This window comes from Chryseobacterium potabilaquae (genome assembly GCF_902728265.1).
GTDB lineage: Bacteria > Bacteroidota > Bacteroidia > Flavobacteriales > Weeksellaceae > Chryseobacterium > Chryseobacterium potabilaquae.
The window spans coordinates 1-16,977 of the sequence record NZ_CACVBR010000036.1 but is presented as its reverse complement, the minus strand read 5'-3'; the positions used below and the strand labels follow the sequence as shown (position 1 = coordinate 16,977).

At 29.7% G+C, this 16,977-nt stretch carries 18 protein-coding genes; 11 read left to right on the top strand and 7 right to left on the bottom strand.

Translation table 11 applies throughout. From position 1 onward, the window contains the following. The 11 genes from traN (at window position 1) to CHRY9293_RS14880 (ending at window position 8,097) form a co-directional block, all read left to right on the top strand. Entirely contained in the window at window positions 1–858 is an 858-nt protein-coding gene (gene traN / locus CHRY9293_RS14925) for a conjugative transposon protein TraN (protein ID WP_162033707.1), read from the top strand. 25 nt (window positions 859–883) lie between these two features. Beyond that, on the top strand, window positions 884–2,869 hold the full coding sequence (locus tag CHRY9293_RS14920; protein WP_162033706.1) for a type IV secretion system DNA-binding domain-containing protein: 1,986 nt from the start codon (window positions 884–886) through the stop codon (window positions 2,867–2,869). Between the two features lie 5 nt (window positions 2,870–2,874). Further along, window positions 2,875–3,750: a M23 family metallopeptidase gene (locus CHRY9293_RS14915; protein ID WP_162033705.1), complete on the top strand. Its 876-nt coding sequence runs from the start codon at window positions 2,875–2,877 to the stop codon at window positions 3,748–3,750. Continuing rightward, window positions 3,722–4,414: a hypothetical protein gene (locus CHRY9293_RS14910; RefSeq protein WP_228455559.1), complete on the top strand. Its 693-nt coding sequence runs from the start codon at window positions 3,722–3,724 to the stop codon at window positions 4,412–4,414. The genes CHRY9293_RS14915 and CHRY9293_RS14910 overlap by 29 nt, the downstream gene beginning before the upstream one ends. A 51-nt stretch (window positions 4,415–4,465) precedes the next feature. Beyond that, window positions 4,466–5,233, top strand: coding sequence for a hypothetical protein (locus tag CHRY9293_RS14905; protein WP_162033704.1), 768 nt, complete (start codon window positions 4,466–4,468; stop codon window positions 5,231–5,233). An 82-nt stretch (window positions 5,234–5,315) separates the two neighbouring features. Continuing rightward, entirely contained in the window at window positions 5,316–5,663 is a 348-nt protein-coding gene (locus tag CHRY9293_RS18750) for a hypothetical protein (RefSeq protein ID WP_228455558.1), read from the top strand. A 129-nt stretch (window positions 5,664–5,792) separates the two neighbouring features. After that, complete coding sequence (locus CHRY9293_RS18745) at window positions 5,793–5,999, top strand: hypothetical protein (RefSeq protein WP_228455557.1); 207 nt, start codon at window positions 5,793–5,795, stop codon at window positions 5,997–5,999. Beyond that, window positions 5,992–6,993, top strand: coding sequence for a toprim domain-containing protein (locus CHRY9293_RS14895; protein WP_162033703.1), 1,002 nt, complete (start codon window positions 5,992–5,994; stop codon window positions 6,991–6,993). Before CHRY9293_RS18745 ends, CHRY9293_RS14895 begins: the two co-directional genes overlap by 8 nt. A gap of 193 nt (window positions 6,994–7,186) precedes the next feature. Continuing rightward, window positions 7,187–7,423 carry a hypothetical protein gene (locus CHRY9293_RS14890; protein ID WP_162033702.1) on the top strand — a complete coding sequence of 79 codons (237 nt, stop codon included), beginning with the start codon at window positions 7,187–7,189 and terminating at the stop codon, window positions 7,421–7,423. Beyond that, window positions 7,413–7,709 (top strand): type II toxin-antitoxin system RelE/ParE family toxin, encoded by a 297-nt coding sequence (locus CHRY9293_RS14885; RefSeq protein ID WP_162033701.1) that lies wholly within the window; start codon window positions 7,413–7,415, stop codon window positions 7,707–7,709. The genes CHRY9293_RS14890 and CHRY9293_RS14885 overlap by 11 nt, the downstream gene beginning before the upstream one ends. A gap of 73 nt (window positions 7,710–7,782) precedes the next feature. Next, the gene (locus CHRY9293_RS14880; protein WP_162033700.1) at window positions 7,783–8,097 is read left to right on the top strand and encodes a hypothetical protein; all 315 of its coding nucleotides are present in this window, start codon (window positions 7,783–7,785) and stop codon (window positions 8,095–8,097) included. Between the two features lie 702 nt (window positions 8,098–8,799). Here CHRY9293_RS14880 and CHRY9293_RS14875 read toward each other — a convergent pair. The 7 genes from CHRY9293_RS14875 to CHRY9293_RS14845 all read right to left on the bottom strand — a co-directional run. Further along, complete coding sequence (locus CHRY9293_RS14875; protein WP_162033699.1) at window positions 8,800–10,497, bottom strand: DUF2326 domain-containing protein; 1,698 nt, start codon at window positions 10,495–10,497, stop codon at window positions 8,800–8,802. Next, window positions 10,488–10,721 (bottom strand): ABC-three component system middle component 6, encoded by a 234-nt coding sequence (locus CHRY9293_RS14870; RefSeq protein ID WP_162033698.1) that lies wholly within the window; start codon window positions 10,719–10,721, stop codon window positions 10,488–10,490. Before CHRY9293_RS14870 ends, CHRY9293_RS14875 begins: the two co-directional genes overlap by 10 nt. 2 nt (window positions 10,722–10,723) lie before the next feature. Next, window positions 10,724–11,569, bottom strand: coding sequence for an ABC-three component system protein (locus CHRY9293_RS14865; protein ID WP_162033697.1), 846 nt, complete (start codon window positions 11,567–11,569; stop codon window positions 10,724–10,726). An 876-nt stretch (window positions 11,570–12,445) separates the two neighbouring features. Next, window positions 12,446–13,609, bottom strand: a complete 1,164-nt coding sequence (locus CHRY9293_RS14860; RefSeq protein WP_162033696.1) for an NUMOD4 domain-containing protein — start codon at window positions 13,607–13,609, stop codon at window positions 12,446–12,448. A 140-nt stretch (window positions 13,610–13,749) separates the two neighbouring features. Further along, window positions 13,750–14,469 carry an imm11 family protein gene (locus CHRY9293_RS14855; RefSeq protein ID WP_162033695.1) on the bottom strand — a complete coding sequence of 240 codons (720 nt, stop codon included), beginning with the start codon at window positions 14,467–14,469 and terminating at the stop codon, window positions 13,750–13,752. A 23-nt stretch (window positions 14,470–14,492) separates the two neighbouring features. Beyond that, a complete protein-coding gene (locus CHRY9293_RS14850; protein ID WP_162033694.1) occupies window positions 14,493–15,209 on the bottom strand; it encodes an imm11 family protein in 717 nt (238 codons plus the stop codon). A 2-nt stretch (window positions 15,210–15,211) separates the two neighbouring features. Further along, window positions 15,212–16,977: AHH domain-containing protein (locus CHRY9293_RS14845; protein ID WP_185153224.1), on the bottom strand; the 1,766-nt coding region annotated here is incomplete at its 5' end.

The following is a 16,977-nucleotide window of genomic DNA, read 5'->3' as shown; positions in this document are numbered from 1 at the left end:
ATGAAAACACTTATCACTGCAATAGCTTTTTTGGGAACAACTTATATATATGCACAAGCAGAAACTCCAGTAAGAAGTATGATGGACCTTCCACAGCTCAATATAGTAGATGGAGTAAGTCTTCATATTATTTCTCCGGAGCCTATTCAATTTGTTGATTTATCCACAGAGAACCTTACAGGTGATTTGCCAGCTGAAAATATTGCCCGAGTAAAAATTACTGCTGTAAATAAAAATAATGAAGATAATTCTTCTATTACGATTAATAAAGCTCAATTAGGAATCATTACTGTTGTAGGACAATCTTTCATGGTTCAGTATAAAATTAACTATAATAATGAAGATACTCATAGTATTATTACTAATATACAGATTCAGCCTGAAGATATGCAACCTTTAGAATATTCTAAGATGACATTTTCTAGCAAGGAGCTTTACAATTTTTCAATGGATATTCTTAAAAAAAAGACCTTGAAAAATCCCTTACGAGAGATGAATGATTTCAAGCTTTCTGTTCAGCTGAATAATATATATGTAATTAGTGATTATATTTTCTTAGATATTACATTTAAGAATAAATCTAATCTAGCCTATAATGCTGATGGATTAAAGTTCTCCATTGAAGATAAAAAGATTTATAAGGCTACTAATAATCAAAGTATTGAATTAAAGCCTGTTTATCAATTATATCATCAAAATCAATTCAAAAAGAAATTTCACAATATCTATGTCTTCAAGAAATTTACTTATCCGAATAGTAAAGTCATGGTCATGAAACTTACAGAAGAGCCTATATCTGGTAGGACTGTAGAAATGAAAATCAAATATTCTGATATTTTACAAGCAGATACATTCTAATCAATTAAGTCTAATTATTACAAAAATGCAAGAACAGCAACATCAAATCAAAATTTATGGTTTTTTCCAAAAGATGGTGTATTTCATCGTGGTAATGGATTGTGCGATATTATTTTTTCTGCATGCAAAAATTCCTGTACTTTCCAAATTATTAGACAATTTTGCTAAAATGGGATTCTTTTATCCTCCCATACATGCAAAGTTGGCAACACTTCTACTTATTGCCCTTGTAGCAACAGGAACGAAGGCCAAGAAAAAAAGGGATTTGAATATAGTAAAAGAGATCATTTTTCCTATTATTTTAGGTGTGGGAATGATGTTTGGAGTTCTTATTTTAATTCCTGCTATAGATAATAATTTATTTGAAATTGTTCATGGAATAAGCTTGTATAAAATAATTTATGGAATTTTATCTTTAGTTGGAGCTGTTATAACACAAGTAGGAGCGGATAACATTTCCAAGTATATGAAACAAAAAATGGGGAAAGACAGATGGAATGTGGAAGAAGAGAGCTTTGATCAAAATCAAGAGCTGGTAGAAACTAATACTAGTATAAATATTCCCTATATCTTCAGATATAATAAGAAAATGAATAATGGATGGATCAATCTAAATCCATTTAGAGGAACTATGGTTATCGGAGTACCAGGTTCGGGGAAATCATTTGGGATTATTAATCCTGCTATACGGCAATTGACAACCAAAGGCTTTTGTCTCTGTATTTACGATTTTAAATACCCTGACCTTGCGCAAATTGCCTACTACTATTATCTTTTGAAAAAAAGTAGAGATGCTAATTATAAGCATGATTTTCATGTAATTAATTTAAATGAGGTAGAAAAGTCAAAGCGGATTAATCCTTTTAAAAAAGAATACATTCAGACACTTGCAGAGGCGCAGGAAATGGCAGAATCTATGGTCTCTTCGCTTCAAAAAGGAGGTGCAGGTGCCGGAGGAGGATCTGAGCAATTTTTTACGCAATCAGCAATTAACTTCCTTTCTTCATGCATTTATTTTTTTGCTACGTATGAAAATGGAAAATATTCAGATTTACCCCATATTCTGTCTTTTATGAATAGAAGTTACAAAGAAATTTTTGATACCTTATTTATGCATGAGGAATTAGAATCTTTATTATCTCCTTTTAAAACGGCTTATGATAATAAAGCATTCGATCAATTAGAAGGTCAGATTGGGACATTAAAAATATTACTTTCTAGGTTAGCAACAAAAGAAAGTTTTTGGGTGTTTTCAGGAGATGAAGTGGAACTGAAAATTACTGACAAAGAAAACCCATCTATCATTATCCTTGCTTCAGATCCAAGAACACAAGATATTAATTCTGCATTGTATTCTTCAATACTTAACGGAATTTTAAGGTTAATTAACACAAAACATAATTTACCGGGAGGTATTATTGCGGATGAATTTCCAACGATTTATATTCATAAAATCGATAATATAGTAGCTACTGCAAGAAGTAATAAAGTTGCTGTTTTACTGGGATTACAGGAACTTCCCCAACTTCGGCAATTTTATAAAAAAGAAATTGCAGATACCATTTCTTCTATAGTCGGAAATGTATTATCAGGCTCAGCAAGGGATAAAAATACATTGGATTGGTTGGAAAAAATGTTTGGAAAAATCAAACAAAAAACATATTCCCAATCTATATCTCAACAAGGAACAACGGTCAGTATTAATGAAAAAATGGATTATATGATTCCTGCAGGAAAAATAGCAGCATTAAGAACTGGAGAAATGGTGGGAATGGTGGCTCAAGGAGAGGAAAATGACACTGAAGAATATAAAACTTCAGCCATAAGTGGGAAGATCAATCTAAGTCTCTCCGAAATAAAAGAAGAAGAGAAAAACTATTTCAAAATACCTAAATATTATTCTTTCATAGACAAAAAAGGAAATAATAGAAAGAGTGAAGTTCTGATGACTAATTTCAGAAGAATTAATAAGGAAGTGGAGTTAATTGTTGGGGAAATGATTAAAATATAAATGCTATGAACGTTTTCAACCAAGATTATAAATATACATTTTTCCTCTTATTGTGTAGTGTGATGTTATCAGCGCAGTTTAATACGCTTGTTTATGCTAAAAAAATTGAAGAAAAAGTAGAAGGGTTTAAAAAACAAGAGATAAATACCGATAATTTTCCAGAAATAAAAAAAACTCCCAATAGAACGATCTGGAAAAAAATATTTGGAACAGCTACTAAAGCAGATTTAAAAAAAGAAATAGATACGTTAAAATCTTTAATCATAGACTATAATGAAACAAAAAAAGAGAAAGGTATTGATAATTTCAAAAAAATTAAAGATTCACTCTTGCAATATGTAAAAGAGGAGAGACAGAAAAATACTGTAAGAATATCCAAGCCTTATACAGAAATAGATTTTATAAAAAACGAAAAGAAAAAATCATACCCTAAAATATGTATGCCACTTAAGCATCGATTGGAAATAACATCTCCTTATAGTGTGCGAATGCATCCCATTTTTAGAATAAAGAAAATGCACAATGGTGTTGATTTAAAAGCCCATTATGAGGATGTGCATTCTGTATTAGATGGCATAGTAAAGGAGGTTGGATGGGATGTAAAAGGAGGAGGTAACTATATTAAAATAGGGCATGCCGGGACATTTGAAACCTCATATTTACATTTATCGCGAATTTACTATAAAGTAGGAGAGCAGGTAAAGGCTGGTTTTATAATCGGTAGGAGTGGAAACTCAGGAAACTCTACAGGACCGCATCTTCATTTTGCAGTTAAAAAGACGGGAAAATATATTAATCCTTCTTATTTTCTTAATGATCTTATAAAGATAAATAATTTAATTTCTACTTATTATGATAACGAGTACTTTACCAATAGATGATTTAAAAAAATTCGGAATTATTGAATCTGATAATTCTTTTACGAAAAAACTTTCTGCCCATGACATTCAGGGGTTTCTAAAAGGTTCAATAATTATTGCTGATAATGAAAAAGATAGAATTACTTTTCAATTAGTTGATGGACATTCTCGTCTTAATATAAATATTTACGAAAGAGATAAGGATCTTTCGTTGCTTTTAGAAAATAGTGCAAAATTTATTGAATATAGTGATATCAAAACTATTTCTAGTCAGGAACTTTCTGTGGAAAAGAAAGCGTATGTTTTGGATAAAGAAACAAATAAAATAATGGAATATGATTTTATTAAAAACGCTGCAGAGCTTACTAAATTGATTATTGAAAAAGATAACGTTGAAGAAACCAATCGTTACAAAAATGAATTACTAAGACTCAAAGAGCTCTTTTTGGAAAAAATAGATCAGTTTCCGAATATGGTTAAAGAAATTACTCATGATCTTAATATTGTTTCAAAGGAGATTAGTATTGTAAATAGTTTTACAATCAACCAAAAGCTAATAACTGAAGAAGAACATAGAGGAGCTCAATTGGAAGTAAATGATCCAAATATATATCAGAAAACTCATCACAGGAAGGAGGATGAGCATCAAGAAGAATTTCAAAACTCGATAAGCTTTAGAAGATAGGGCGATTCCTTGTATAAAATCAAAAAAAATAACAATTAAAAATCATATAGAATGAAGACAACCTTAGAAAATAAAGAATTTGATGAACTTGAGTATCTGAAATATCAAATGAAGTATCTTGGTTTTGGAGAAAATGAAAAGCTTTATAAAGATCTAGAAATAGGAATTAATTCTCACGAAAAACAGTTTCACATCAATGCTTTGTCAGACAAAACTTTATTGGAGAATACTGTTAATATTACCTTGGAATTTCGTAAGTCTGATCAAGGAAAAGTTTTTATAAACTCTTATCATGGAGAACTTATTAATGAAAAAGGGAGTAGAATTTCTCATCATTTTCCAGTTCATAAAGAAGATAGCTATACCGTTAAAGAAGCCATCAATTTATTAGAGGGGAGATCCGTAAAAATAGAATTACTCAATCCTAAAAGCGGAGAGAATGAGCCTGTTTTTACAAAGCTAAATTTTGTTGAGCCTAAAACAGAAAAAGATAATTATCAATTTCAGAATTTTTATAAAAATTATGGAATTTATACTCGGCAAATTGTTGAGAGAGCTCATTTAGTTTTTGATAAGCCTGAACACAAGGAAAATGCTATAAAATCATTGGAAAAAGGAAATATAGTCAATGTGAAATTTGAGTTGAAAGATAGGGTAGTAGAAGGTAAGGCTGTTTTGAATCCTCAATATAAAAATATAAATCTTTATGACCAGGATATGAATAGGATTAACACTAACAAACCTTTGTTGGGTTTAGATGTTGATAATAAACATCAAAAGAGTAATATAAAAGAACATAATATTTCAAGGAGTATATAACACTTAATGTTTATCACATTTTATATATGGTGGTAAGCTGTAATTTATAAGCTTGCCATTTTTTTTATAAATCTATGTTAATATGAAAAACACTTTTATAATTTCAAGTATTATTTTTCTTTTTGTAGTTATTTCCTGTAGAAAAGAAATAAGATCTGAAAAAGGGGGCATAGACATTATTTCTAATGTATATTTCAATGCTTCAAAGAATTTGGAGAAAATGCAAAATTTTCATGTATCTAGGATTAATTATTCTGGTAATTCCATTGTTGAGCTGGTTCCGGATCATATTCTTCCTGGTGTGACAAGTTCTATTAATTTTATTCAGGATTCGATGTATTATAATCTAGGGAATGAAAATTCAAATAAAATGATTATTTCCGAGCTTAAAAAACTTCAAAAATCACAATCAGTCTATGAAAAGAAGTGAGGAGCTATTTTTACTAAAAATTGGGTTCCAAATTACGGTTATCGAAAAAATATAGCAGATACTGTTTTATTTGGTAAAAGATACAAGCGTTTTGAAATTAATTCTTCGGAGAATTTTACTCGATATTATGTGTATCCTACAGATACTATTTTACCTTATTCGCTTTATAAACATATAGATAAAGACTATTCGGGAAGAATAGAAAGGATTGACTCTTATAATAAGACACAAGATATATTTGTAACTCTTCAGATCATCCCAAGAGCGAAATGGGATAGAGAAGCTAAAGAGATTTTTGATTTCAATACGTTTGTAAAGCAGAGAAAAAATGAATAGGCGGAGAGGCGAAAGTGAAGATTTTTTGAAACTCTTAAAAAATCAAATTGAAAATAGGGTTTCCGTTATGGATTATTTCATTTACCTTGAAAATCAAGGAAGGGTTAAATTTGATCGGAAAACTGGACATGATTTTTACTTTAGAACTCCGGATCATAAATACTCAGTAACGAATTCCGGCTATTACGATTTTAAAAATAGCGAAGGTGGTGGAGTTATTAAAGCCGTTATGAATATTGAAAATAAATCATGGAGAGAAGCTTTAGAGTTTTTGAAAGATTTCTCAGTCCATATTGAGGATAATAATATTTTGAAACCTGAATTAAAACTCTCTGGTAGCTCTGAACCCAAAAATCAGGCTAAAGTTATTCATTCTACAATTCCTAATAATGATAAACTTATTTCTTATTTTGAGAAAAGAGGAATTTCAAAAGATACTTTACAGCAATATACACAGCAGCTCCATTATATAATAGGGGGAAAAAGATATTTCGGTATTGCTATAGAGAATATATCAGGAGGTCATGAAGTACGTAATTCCTTAGCAAAAACTAAGATTGGAAAAAGTGATATTTCAGTGATCAAAGGAAGAAGAGAAGATGAAGTAATTGTATTTGAAGGAATGACGGATATGCTTTCATTCATTCAGCTTCAAAAAAATAATGATCAAGGTAATAATAGAACCTTAGTTTGTCTTAACTCTGTAACAAATGTTGACAAATTCATTAATGAATTTCAAAATTTTCCACGGCAAATATTTCTCTGTCTGGATGGAGATGAAGCAGGAGACTATGCGACAGAAAAAATTTTAAATGATTTAATGAAAAACAACATTAAAGATATTCGGCCTTTTTATAATCTTTCTAAGGGTGAGAATAATGATCTTAATGATTATTTGAGGAATAGATTAGTTGCAGAAAAAGAAAATTTAGTAATACAGTCTGTATATCAAAAGGAAAGGAGTAATGAGGAGGGGTATAAAAGAAGCAGATGAGTTCAGGATTAAATAAAAACAGAATTTTTTTAAAGTTATTTGCTGTAAATTGGTCGTTTAAATTCTTTAGGTATCTATATTGTAAATATTAATCCATTTTAATAGTAACCAATAACTTTAAAAAAATTCTGTTTTTTCACATTAGTAATTCTTTAATTGATTTGAAAAAGCAAAATTTAGTATCTTTGTATCTATGGATCAGCACATAAAATTAGAAACTCTTATTGAAAAGTTAAAAACAGCACCACAAGGAGTGCTAGATAGAGTAATGGGATATTTTGAAGGTCTAATGGAAAAAGAGGCGAAAGATGGATTTGTACTAACTGATGAGCATAAAGAATATCTGAAAAGACAGGAAAAAGTTCCATTAAAAAATTATATTGATGCTTTTGAAATGATTCAGAACGTAGAAAGAAAGCATGGCCTATAAGGTAGTAATTACCCCTGAAGCTGCGGAAGATCTTGAAAAGGCTTTTCTGTATTATGTTGACCATGTTTCAAATAGAGTGGCAAAAGGTTTCGCTAATGATTTAAAAAGTACATTACTAGACATTCAAAAAACACTATTCTTTCAAATTTTTCATCAAAATTATAGAATAAAATCTTTAAAGAAATATCCCTACATTATTTTTTATACATTAGATGAAGTAAATAAACTCATACTTATTAAAGCTATTTTTCACACATCGCAAAATCCGAAAAAGTATCCAGAGTAAATCTTAAAAAAAACTTTTAATATAAAGTTCTTCGTAGAAAGAGTCTTATTAAAAATTTTTATATATTTATTTAATGCTTGATATTTACATCTCTCCGCAGCACAATTTGAAATTGAATAATGTCACCAATCAATATTCGATGTATACTAAAATAGTAGTAGAAGTTTATAATAAATCAATAGCTCCCGTTAAGATTAGTAATATTAAGATAGTTTCGAAAAGTGCTTTTTTTTTATCTTATAAGATTAAAAATGAATTTTATCAAAATAGAGATGATGTTTTAAATCCTGAATCATCATGTGAATTATATATTGAGGGAATAACTTTCGTAAAAGCCAGAAAATACAAAGTAATTATTAATCAAGAATATATTTCTAATGAAGTATAGTTTCTAAATTAGTTTTAATGAGCAATAATCAAATTTACTTTTTTAAAAGATGAGTATGATAATGAATCTAATTAATTCTTTGGTAAATAGTTTGTTTTTAGGTCTTCAAACAGAAGACTATAGTTTTTTTATTGCCATTCGTGTAAAGTATACACTAAAGAAAGAAATTATTTTCTTGCGAAGACTCCATAATTTGATATAAAATCGGTTCTTTTATTGCTACTTTTCTTTTAGCCCATTGATATGACAGCTTTATCCTTGCAAAATTAGAAAATAACAAAACGTTTCTCAAAATTAGGGATCTTTTTTATCCATTAATATTACTTTTTATCTAATTCTTCAATTTATTTATCAAGCAAAGATAATAACTAATTACCAACCTAAGCAAAATTACCGAAATGTTTGCGGATTTTATAAAAATGAGATAAAGCAAAAAGTAATAAATTTTTATAAAATTAGAAAATAATATGTTGTTACTTTATCATTTTCTCAATTATGAAATCCATAATTCAATTAAATGACTGAAAATCAGAGCAAATTACATTTGCATCCCTAGGCAATAACTTGCATTATGTTAAGTTGATCCACATTCTTCGTAAATGGATCGTTTTTTGAGATTATTTGGATTGATATTAATTATTATTTGATAATATTTATGTTTTTAAAGTAAAAATTCTCGACGAAACCATGAAAGAGTCTTGATTATATCTTGAAAAGCTTATCATTCTCAGAAAGCTTTAAAATTATATATTGATCAATTTGCAAATCTTGTGGAATTTTATCACTTACAATAGGAAGTATAAACTGACAGTTAATGGTATTAGCTAACTCTATTAAAATAGTACTAAGTTGATTATCGTGCATATTTTCTAATTGATCGTGCATTATAAAGTTTACGAAATTGATTTCAATTTCTTCGGCAAATTCAATGTATGAAAAGTCAAATGCTGCTATTTGTCCTTTCTTTTTACCAGTACTTGGATTTCCTTCAATGTTAGTTACAATAAGATCGTAGCCTTTATCATTTTTTTGAGTACTTAGTAAATACTCTTCTCCATAAAGTTTGTTCGAAATCTTGGTGAAGTATTTGTTGAATAATGTTATTCTTTTTTGAATAATATTATCTTTCGAGTTAATTTCCGTATTTATAGGATCTAATTCATCAGTGATTCTCTTCAAATTGCCAGTAGAAGTTATCCAATATTTTTTACGTTGTTCGAGAGAACCTTTTAGTTCAAACAATGAATTAAGTTCTTTTAAGATTGAATCATAGCTGTCGTTGTATTCAGATGCACTTATAAATTCAGAAAGTTCTCTTTCACTTTTTCTTAATGTATCAATTTGCTTTGTTATATCTTTTAGTTTTTCTAAAATACTAGGATATTCTTTTTCGATAAATTTTACTTTTTCATCGATCAAAGCATTATGAAATTGGACAGTTTCTTCAAAAGAAACTTGTAATGAAGGAATAAGTTTAGATGCTTTATTATATAATAATTTTATTTGACTTACATCAATATTGGTCTTTTCCTTTTCTAAATCTTCTTTACTTTCAACAATCAACTCTTTTTTCATGTTGAGCCTGCTAAATTCGGTTGAAAGTTTTGAAAGAGATAATTTCACCTCATTTAGTTCATTAATCTGCTGCTCAAATTTTTCATTAAAATTAAACTTGGCTTTTAAATCTTGAAATTCTTTTATTTTGGAATTTACCAGTTCGATTTGTTGATCGATTAGTGAAAGCTCACCTTCTTTCTTTAACCTCTTTTGGTAATTTTCCTCTCTGGTTTTTTCTTTACCTAATAGTTCTTTTTGATTATGTGTATTTGTATTTATACCTAACCAAAAAAGAAAAAGAGCCTCATACTCTTCCATTTTTGTAAATGGATTTAAAACTTTAACAATATTCGTAAGTTTATTTTTTTCGTCTCTTATATTTTTCGAAATAATTTGTTTGAAAGTTGGCTTCTCAACATCAGTTTTAAAAATTAGTTTCTTTAGTAGTAGATCAAATTCCTTGTTATCTTTAATATTTTCACCGTTTAACTCTTGTAGCTTTTTACTATGCTTTAAAAAGTTTTTCTTTACGATGATCCTTTCAGAAGGAAAGTCAAAATCATTGTCAATTCTTAACGTTATTATAACCTCTGTATTAGTTAAGAAGTCTTTTATAACAACGTTTTCCTGATCTTTGAATTCGCTATCTTGATAAATATTTTTACCATCAGAACCCAGACAAAAATCTACAAGTCTCAATACCGTTGTTTTACCTACGTTATTACCTGTACTTTTTCTATCTTTTTCGGTTGTTTCATCAACAATTAAGTTTAATCCTTTTTTAAACTCGATTGTGCGAATTTTACCAAATTTGTTTTCTATTGTAAGTTCTTTTAAAAACATTTTTTTATTTTCCCGTTTTGTCCTTTTGTTATAGCACCTGATACAAACAACCAGTCTAAAGTCAGTGAATATAAATTGATAGAAACATTTTCTTTTTTATTAAAGAGACCATATAATTCCAGATAATCAATTTCACTGCTTTTCTTCTTCGAGAGAACCTCAATTAGTTTTCCTCCTAAATAATATAAATCTCTTTCTGGGTTAATATTTTTATCTATTATCATGTTTAAGAAATTTTTGGAGGTTCTTCTAATATGTTACATCTCATGAATGCATCAATGATAACAATCATTAGACTAAAGTCAATCGTTTCCTGATCAAATTCATCAAGCTTATTCGGAGCATTATGAATTTTTTCCCAGATATCTTCTATAACTTTATCAAAGATAATATCGGCATTTTTTCTAATATCATCTAAAGTTGGGTAATCTTTTTTTATTTCAAGATACGTACTTTTTATATTATATAGGACTAATTCTTTTTTTGTTGATCCCTGCTTCTCTATCTCTTCATATATTTTATTAAGCTTACCTTGATATAATGCAAATTCACGTATGGTTTGATCATACCTAATAACATTATTATGTAAGATTTTATTCTCTGCGTTAGGGGCATTTTCTGTATCCTGCAAAGAAAGAATTTCACCGATATTACTTCCTATTGAATTTATAACTTTGTTAAGAGCTAATGGATATTTTGATAACAAATTTTTACTTGTTATTAATTCCATTATCTTTTTTTCATGACTAGCTTTCCAAAATTTTAATAAGTCGACAGGATAATTTTTAACATTCTCACTGTTATCTATTATGGTGTGATGTTCATCACATAATAAAATTAAATTATCAAATCCTCGACGCTCATCCTGAGTCATTGAAGCATTGTATCGAGGTCCGTTTTCACTTGCTGCCTCAATGTGACAAATTTTACTAATAATACTGCTCCCATCTACAGAAACTAATTTTCTAGTACAATTAGGTTCAGCGCATTCATTACCTGAAAGAGTATCAAGTCTCCTAACAGTAGACTGTTTATATTGTCTTGATATATCTTTAGGCTTTTCTGATTTCATTATTTAATGATAATTTAGTTTGCAAATTTAATGTTTTTTTAAACGCTTTGATCCTAAATTTAATGTATTCGCCTAATTAAGATAGTTACGATATTGTTCTATTTAACAGAAACAGGTTAAAATTTTAATATTTTTTCAAATCTTCGATCTTCCATAATTTATAATTTAAAGATTACAAAATTTTGAATACATGGCAGAACTCCTCAATAATTTTATCTAGACCAAAGTTTTCATCCCAAGAAACCTTTAAGTTTCCAAAATCACCTCCAATGTCGTATTTCTGAAAGTTGTCTTTTTCTACAATTACATCAAAAAAGAATTTTCTGAAAATATTGAAAATAGTACGTTTTTTCGATTAAAAGTTGGACATTTTGAACTTCTATGTGGTCACTGGACCAAGAAGCTTTCTAATGGTACTAATCCAGATAATAGTCAAATAATTCAGAATCTAAATTAAAGGATCTAGGACAAAAATGTTATAAATGAAAACACCTAACAAAATTAGTCCGCCAATAAATAACACTATTGATTGAAAATATTGTAATGATTCATCCGAGTCTCCAGTCATGATTCCATCTTTGTAAATAATGTATTTACCATAGGCTAACCATAGGCATGAAATTCCTGTTATAAATGAAATAGTTGTTAAAATGCATATTAAATTATTATCTAAAATTTCCATAATAGTTTATAAATTTCTCTTTTGCCCAATACGGTTTCTACTGAATGACTGTTTAAATTCTTTTCAAAAATGCCATTTTTGAAACTATACCTCATTAGAAATATATTCTTGATTTATGGCAGTGGGTTCTTCAGCTAGTAAAAAAGTTGGAGTTTTAATTCAAAAGAATTCATTTTTTAAGTTTATATTTTTAGTTAAATTACTTTAATTTTATTTAGATGATAAGCGGAGGAACGTAGTTCTAGTTTTGAAATATCAATATTCCATAAGGGGTCATTTTTGTTAATTACAACCAGTGAATGATTATTCAGATCAAATTTCTTGACAAAACAATAATAAAGATATTTGTTCAGCCTTATTTGCGTCCGTTCTCCTTTGTGATTTAAATTAGTATATAGATAGTAGTTCGTATCAGAATAGGTGGCTAGAAAAAGAGAAATGATACGCTCTTTCAAAAAAGTTTTATTTTTTTTCTCACTCCAAGAATTCAACCGCTTTATTCTTCCTTTATTGGAAATAGCAAAATAACCTTTAAGATTAGGAATCGATTCCCATATTTCACCGGGAAGATCTTTTAGCGATAGATTCATGCAGGCAGGAGGATTGTTTTGATCAATGATTGGTTCTCCCAGCCTTTTCCAAAGACTCGTATTAAATATTTTTCCTGATTTATTTTTTTTCTCTGGTATAAAATCTTCTTCAGTTGGTATATAATCTTTTGTAAACCATCGGAATGTTCCGGCGGTAATTCTTTTTTTGTTGATAACAGCTAATATATGAGTATGGTTAATTTTTAAAGTTTTGCTTGCAGAATAAATATTTTCATAACTAGCTACAAAATCACCATTAACGTTATATTGATGAACTGCCTGCTGATAATTTCCTTTTTTTCCTCTACCCTTATTCAGTACATTATTACGAAGCTCAATGGTGGTTACTTTTTCAAGATTGCTGAAATGTACATTAAACCGATTTTCATCTTTAAATGATATACGAAATGAAAGATCCTCCACATCAAATTTTTCAACAAAATGATAATAAACCAAACGAGCAGTTGATTTCCCATATACTTTACCCTCAATAGAGAGATTACATCTTACATTATAAAAGTGAGCCTTTAGATGCCTGTTATAATATCTAAAAACTGGTGGTTTCATAATTTTAGCTAATATCTTGTGCTCTCCTCCATTAGGTAGAGGAACCAGACGTTCGCGACTTTTTACCCGACCATAACTGGAAATTGCATAGTTATCAAAACCTTCAATCAGCTTCCACTGCTCATCAGGAATATCTTTTAATGAAAGATTAGAAAGGACAGTATTGATATATTCATCATCTAACTCCGTGGGTAGCTTCATATATATATTGTATTGGGAAATGATTGACAAAGGTATAAAACTTAGAAAAATAATTTTCCTCTACTAGTTAACAATTATGATAAAAAAGCTTCCTTTGATAGGAAGCTTTAAATTAATTGATTTGGGAGATAAATTTTGATTTATATCTTTCCATATACTTTTTCTCTTTCTGTACGCCACTCATAATATGATAAATAACTGGGCTGAAACTCTAATCCTGTACATCCTTGATTTTCAATTTCTTTTTTTAACTTTTCCGAGACATAGAACATCCCTCCAAAAACATATCTAAGAGCAAAGAAATCTTTTTTTATTACATTTTCTTTTAAAAAGAGCTTTTCGATAGTAATTGTTTCTAATTTTTTTCTTGCTTTCTCTTTATATCCTTCGAACTCTTGTAGAGTATTTAGACTCAGAAAGACAATATTAGTTTTACGTGATGTTTTATAATCGTCAGCCTTTTTTTTATATTTTATCATCGAATTTTGAAAATCAATGTATTCGTGATCAAACTGATAAGGGTGTAATAGCCAATAGTCTGTATATTCTTGTTCATTATGCAGTACTGTATTTCTGAAATACTGTATGCCCTTCCCTGTGTATTTCTCAATAACAGATTTTAGCTTTGTACTTATCTGTAAATTTCCTAAATTACTTACAGAACCTATTAAATCTGTTATTCTTGCTTTTTTATTTACGATAGGGCAAGAGATGATAGGTTTAAACTCTATTTTTATTCCAAAATTATTTTCTATATGATTCGGGCTATCTCGATCATAATGTATTGCTTTTTGACTTTGGGGGAAAGATTCCCCAAAATCTTTTTTTCGCTGACTTTCAGTTATTAAATAATATTTCATATTGAGAAAATATTAGTGTTCCTTTATACTTTACCATATATTTTGTCCCTCTCTCCATTTGGGGCCATCCATTCATTATATGATAAATAACTGGGTTTAAATTCCAACCCTGTACATCCTGCTTCTTCAATTTCTTTTTTTAGTTTCTCCGAAACATAGAACATACCGCCAGAAACATGTCTAAGGACAAAGAAGTCTTTGATGATGATGTTTTCTTTTAAAGAAAGCTTTTCAATATTCATCATTTCATTTTTTTCTCTAGCCTTTTCACTTAAATATGTAAAATCTTCCATCGATGAAACCATAACAGATACAGGAACTGTTCCTCCTTCCTTCTTTTTTTGTTGGTGAATAACTTCACTTTTTCCAAAATCAATGTATTCCTGATCAAACTGATAAGGATGCAAAAGCCAGTAATTAGAGTATTCCAGATCATTATGCAGTACTGTATTTCTGAAATACTGTATCCCTTCACTCGTATATTTTTCAATAATGGATTTTAATTTTGAGCTTATCTGCAAATTGCCAAAGTTGACTACAGAACCAATGAAATCAGTTAAGCGCCCTTTTTTATTTATGATAGGATAACACGCTAGAGGGTCAAAATCTATTTTTTTTCCAAAATTCTTTTCTATATGATTGGAGTGGTCTCGATCATTATCTATTGCGTCTTGAGCTTGGGGATATGATTTACCAAAATCCTTTTTTTGTAAGCTAGGTCTTATTAAATAGTATTTCATAGTTATAAAGGTAAGTCCTGTAATTTAAGAGTTGGGTTATTGTTAACAACTATTTTTATATCATTAATTAAATTCATTAAAAACTCATAACATTCATCAGGATTAGCAGTTGGGTTTTCTTCCATATAATTGGTCAATTTGAATTCAATTTTGTCATTATATTTTGGGTGATTCGTATTTCTCCATTTATCTATTGCTATTCCATTTAATGCTTCATCAATATGAAATGCCTTTTTAGATTTAGCTGCCTCTTGTATTATTTTATGCTTGAATAATGCTCTTGGAATAATATGGTGAGCATGTTTACTTGCATCTGTCAATTTCATAACAGTCCGTAATTTAGAGGCTTTTCCGAATGTAATAAGTCCGCTTGTGCCCTTTATCATTCCCAGAGCAACTTTGCCCCCTCCTGCAATAGCAACTGTTTTGATAGCAAACTTTGCTCCTACTGCTCCCCATCCTGCAACAGGTACTGCCGATGCAAAACTTAAACTAGCATTAAGACCATCTCCGTTAATTGTATAGATTAATCCATTCGTAAGATCGGCAACCTCTCCTACAACAGGGACCACACCTATGACATCCAATAAAAGCTGAAATGTTTCTCTGGAAGCCTCCCAAAAACATTTTCCTTTACTCCACGATGGATAATATTTCCGCAAATGTAAATAGTTTGCAGATATCAGCCTTACTTTTTCATGGACAAAATTTTGTATGAGCAAGCCTGCACAGCAATTATTATTGAGTACATACTCAATTTGTGCATCCGTCATTGTATTAATATCCGCATACGATGTAAAAGCGACAAACGCTTCATTCGTTTCTTTTATATACTCCTCGTCATATGGGGAGGCCTCGATTTCTTTATTGATTCTTATATATTCTTGAATCTTTTCAGGAGATAATAAAGAAATATTCTTTTGAAATGTTTGACTATATCCATCCAAAAACCATTTCTTAAACTGGGCAGCCGTTATAGTATTAGGAAGGCTCGACTTTAAAACGGTAGTGATAAATTTTCTTGAATCTTCACTGCTATTAGCATCATAGTAATTTTTTAATTCCTCATAAAAATCTGAATTTGAAGGATCATTAATCATATCCTTTAAATCCGAAGGCAGGCTTTTTACATATAAAAAAAATGTACTTAACGTTACGGTTGGAGTTGTTGGAATTCCTGTGCAGTTTCCATCTCCTACATCTTCTGTAGGATCAAAAGGTCCTGTAGCAATTCCATTTCCATTGCAAGGGATTGAGGATCCCCCACCGGGAACATAAGTCCCTCCTTCGTTTCCTGAACTACTCCCATCTCCGCCTCCTGTACCAGGATTATTAGTATCACTGATAAAATCACATCGGTATGTCATAGTCATATGCACTCCTGGTTTTCTATCTGCCTTACAATTTTCCCATTCAGAAGTGTTATTTTCATTGTGTGTCGAAACCCCATTGTGAACATCACTACAACCTCTAATGGTATATGTTTCTACAAATCCACAAGTTGTCATACCTGCTCCTTTTGAAATCGGAGTAAAGGTTCCTTTTGAAAGCTCTGTTATAGTAACCTTATTTTTTATGTTCACATACCCCTTTGCTTGTAATGTTAGTTTTTCTTGCTTGGTGAGATTGTAAGAAACAAGCAGTTCTTTATAAGTTCCATCAGGGAGTGGTGTTAGTACAAGATTTTCTAATGGAGAATCGTCTGATGAGTTACTCCGTATAAGATTAAATGTGTAGGTATGATAGTTGAGCCCATTCTCTATATAAG

Coding starts and splice junctions, on each gene's coding strand:
- CHRY9293_RS14905 (WP_162033704.1), top strand. CDS start 4,466: ATGAAGACAACCTTAGAAAATAAAGAATTTGATGAACTTGAGTATCTG.
- CHRY9293_RS14860 (WP_162033696.1), bottom strand. CDS start 13,609: ATGAAGCTACCCACGGAGTTAGATGATGAATATATCAATACTGTCCTT.
- CHRY9293_RS14910 (WP_228455559.1), top strand. CDS start 3,722: ATGATAACGAGTACTTTACCAATAGATGATTTAAAAAAATTCGGAATT.
- CHRY9293_RS14850 (WP_162033694.1), bottom strand. CDS start 15,209: ATGAAATACTATTTAATAAGACCTAGCTTACAAAAAAAGGATTTTGGT.
- CHRY9293_RS14890 (WP_162033702.1), top strand. CDS start 7,187: ATGGATCAGCACATAAAATTAGAAACTCTTATTGAAAAGTTAAAAACA.
- CHRY9293_RS14885 (WP_162033701.1), top strand. CDS start 7,413: ATGGCCTATAAGGTAGTAATTACCCCTGAAGCTGCGGAAGATCTTGAA.
- CHRY9293_RS14920 (WP_162033706.1), top strand. CDS start 884: ATGCAAGAACAGCAACATCAAATCAAAATTTATGGTTTTTTCCAAAAG.
- CHRY9293_RS14875 (WP_162033699.1), bottom strand. CDS start 10,497: ATGTTTTTAAAAGAACTTACAATAGAAAACAAATTTGGTAAAATTCGC.
- CHRY9293_RS14870 (WP_162033698.1), bottom strand. CDS start 10,721: ATGATAATAGATAAAAATATTAACCCAGAAAGAGATTTATATTATTTA.
- CHRY9293_RS18750 (WP_228455558.1), top strand. CDS start 5,316: ATGAAAAACACTTTTATAATTTCAAGTATTATTTTTCTTTTTGTAGTT.
- CHRY9293_RS14895 (WP_162033703.1), top strand. CDS start 5,992: ATGAATAGGCGGAGAGGCGAAAGTGAAGATTTTTTGAAACTCTTAAAA.
- CHRY9293_RS14915 (WP_162033705.1), top strand. CDS start 2,875: ATGAACGTTTTCAACCAAGATTATAAATATACATTTTTCCTCTTATTG.
- CHRY9293_RS14865 (WP_162033697.1), bottom strand. CDS start 11,569: ATGAAATCAGAAAAGCCTAAAGATATATCAAGACAATATAAACAGTCT.
- CHRY9293_RS14880 (WP_162033700.1), top strand. CDS start 7,783: ATGCTTGATATTTACATCTCTCCGCAGCACAATTTGAAATTGAATAAT.
- traN (WP_162033707.1), top strand. CDS start 1: ATGAAAACACTTATCACTGCAATAGCTTTTTTGGGAACAACTTATATA.
- CHRY9293_RS14855 (WP_162033695.1), bottom strand. CDS start 14,469: ATGAAATATTATTTAATAACTGAAAGTCAGCGAAAAAAAGATTTTGGG.